Source organism: SAR324 cluster bacterium (genome assembly GCA_029245725.1).
Classification (GTDB): Bacteria; SAR324; SAR324; order SAR324; family NAC60-12; genus JCVI-SCAAA005.
The window spans coordinates 1-2,649 of sequence record JAQWOT010000351.1 but is presented as its reverse complement, the minus strand read 5'-3'; the positions used below and the strand labels follow the sequence as shown (position 1 = coordinate 2,649).

Annotated in this window: 1 protein-coding gene; it reads left to right on the top strand. The window is 47.7% G+C overall.

Going from position 1 to position 2,649, the window contains the following annotated elements:
- The coding region (locus P8O70_19355; GenBank protein MDG2198998.1) for a glutamate synthase central domain-containing protein at positions 1-2,649 on the top strand (2,649 nt) is incomplete at both ends.

The following is a 2,649-nucleotide window of genomic DNA, read 5'->3' as shown; positions in this document are numbered from 1 at the left end:
GCCATTGGTGCTGACCCAGAAACTGGCGATGGTGCTGGGATCCTTTTACAGATACCCGATGCATTCTTGCGAGAAGAAACCGCTAAGTTGGGATTTGTGCTTCCCGCCGAAGGAAGCTATGGGGTGGCAACGATGTTCCTGCCTCATGATGATAGGCAGCAATTTCATTGTGTGGAGGCGATCCAAAGCATTGTCAGTGAGAATGATTTGATTGGCTTGGGTTGGCGGGATGTGCCGATCGATACGAATTACGTTGGTAAACAAGCTGCTGAATCAATGCCAGTGATCAAGCAGCTCTTTCTTGCGGGGAATGGTCACAAAACTCAGCAAGAGTTGGAGAGATTGCTTTATGTGGCACGAAACGAGATCCGGAACACTTTGCTCAATACCAGAGATTTTGTGGTGACAAGCATGTCCACAAGAACTTTGGCTTACAAAGGGATGTTGCGAGCTGACCAGATGGATCTTTTCTTCTCAGATTTGGCAGATGAGCGCTTTGTGAGCGCAATCGCTCTCTCTCATACTCGCTTCCCAACTAACACCTTCCCACGTTGGGATTTAGCGCAGCCCTTCCGTTACCTTGCTCACAACGGTGAAATCAACACACTCCGGGGTAACATCAACTGGATGCGATCCCGTCAAGAAAAATTAGAGAGTCCACTTTACGAAAATATTCGCGATCTCTTACCAATCATTGTCCCATCAGGAAGTGACTCGGCCTGTTTGGACAACGTTTTGGAATTTCTTGTTCTCTCCGGCTACTCACTTCCTCACGCCATGATGATGCTTGTTCCCGAAGCATGGGAGACTCAGGCAGACATGTCTCCAGAGAAGAGAGCATTCTATGAATATCATGAACATTTTATGGAGCCTTGGGATGGTCCAGCTGCTCTAGCTTTCACAGATGGAATCCAAATTGGAGCGACTCTGGATCGAAATGGGCTCCGTCCAGCCCGTTACGTGGTAACTAAGGATGACTTCGTAATTATGGCTTCTGAGGTTGGAGCCGTGGACATTGATCCAGAGGACATTGTCTCGAAGGGAAGGTTGCAACCGGGGAAAATGTTTCTCGTTGATACGCATTTAGGCCGGATTATCAGTGACGAGGAACTCAAGCAGGAAATCTGTGGAGCACAGCCTTATGCAACTTGGCTAAATGACAACGTGATCCCATTGGATTCGCTGACCACCCCAGCAGACCTACCCAAAAGTGATCCAGAAACTTTACTGGAGAGACAGAAAATTTTTGGATACACGACAGAGGACATGAATATCCTCCTGACTCCAATGATTCGGGATGGCGAAGAAGCGACAGGTTCTATGGGCAACGATGCCCCGTTAGCTGCACTCTCAGATCGACCACAGTTGCTCTACGGGTATTTCAAGCAGATCTTTGCTCAGGTCAGTAACCCACCGATCGATTCAATTCGAGAAGAGATGGTTATGTCTATGACCAGCCATCTTGGTGGTGAAGGCAATATCCTGAGTCCTGAGCCTGGCCACGCAAAATTGATTAAGATAGATGGGCCGATCCTGACTAATGCTCAGTTTGCAAAGCTACGTCATCATGAAAAGGCTGCCCCAATCTCGCTTCTATTCCCCACCTCTGAAGGAGTTAGTGGCTTGCAGAAAGCCCTGGACAGAATTTGTGCAGAAGCCGCATCAGCGATCCGATCTGGTAAAGAATATTTGATTTTAAGTGATCGTGGAGTTGGTCGAGATCACGTTCCGATTCCGGCACTACTTGCGGTTGGTGCGGTTCACCACCACCTGATACGTGAGAAACTGCGCAGCTCATCTAGTCTAGTTCTGGAAACAGGAGAAGCCAGAGAAATTGCTCATTTCTGCCTTCTCATCGGTTATGGTGTCGGTGCTATTAATCCCTACCTCGCTTTTGAGACTTTTGAGCAGATCCTTTCAGAAGGAACCCTCCCTGAAGAGTTGACCTATGAGAAAGCGATCAAAAATTATCTGAAAGCGATTCGCAAAGGAATGTTTAAGGTTTTTGCGAAAATGGGTATTTCCACGATCCAGAGTTATCGTGGGGCGCAAATTTTTGAAGCTATCGGGCTCAGTGAGGACGTTGTCCATGAATACTTTGCTGGGACTCCGTCTAAAATCAGTGGGGTGACTGTTGAAGTACTTGGTGAAGAATGTCTGAGGCGCCATGCTTCTGCTTATGTCGAAACACCAGATCTCAAAAATACGTTATCAGTTGGGGGCCAATATTTCTGGCGTAGAAGAGGGGAGTACCACCAAGTCAATCCAATGACAACTTTGTTGCTCCAAGAGGCAGCCCAGAAAAATAACCGAGAAGTCTTCAAGAAGTTCTCAGATATAATCAACGAGCAATCTCAAAGACTAGCCACCCCACGCAGTCTGTTGACTTTTAAGCAAGGAACTCCAGTTCCTTTGGAAGAGGTGGAGGCTGCAAAAGAGATTGTCAGTCGCTTTGCAACTGGTGCAATGTCATTGGGCTCAATCAGCAGTGAAGCCCATCAGACACTTGCAGTAGCCATGAATCGTATTGGTGGTAGAAGCAACAGTGGAGAGGGTGGTGAGGATCCTCAACGCTTCCACAAAAGAGAAAATGGTGACTGGCCAGTGAGTCGAATCAAGCAAGTTGCTTCAGGACGCTTTGGGGTGACG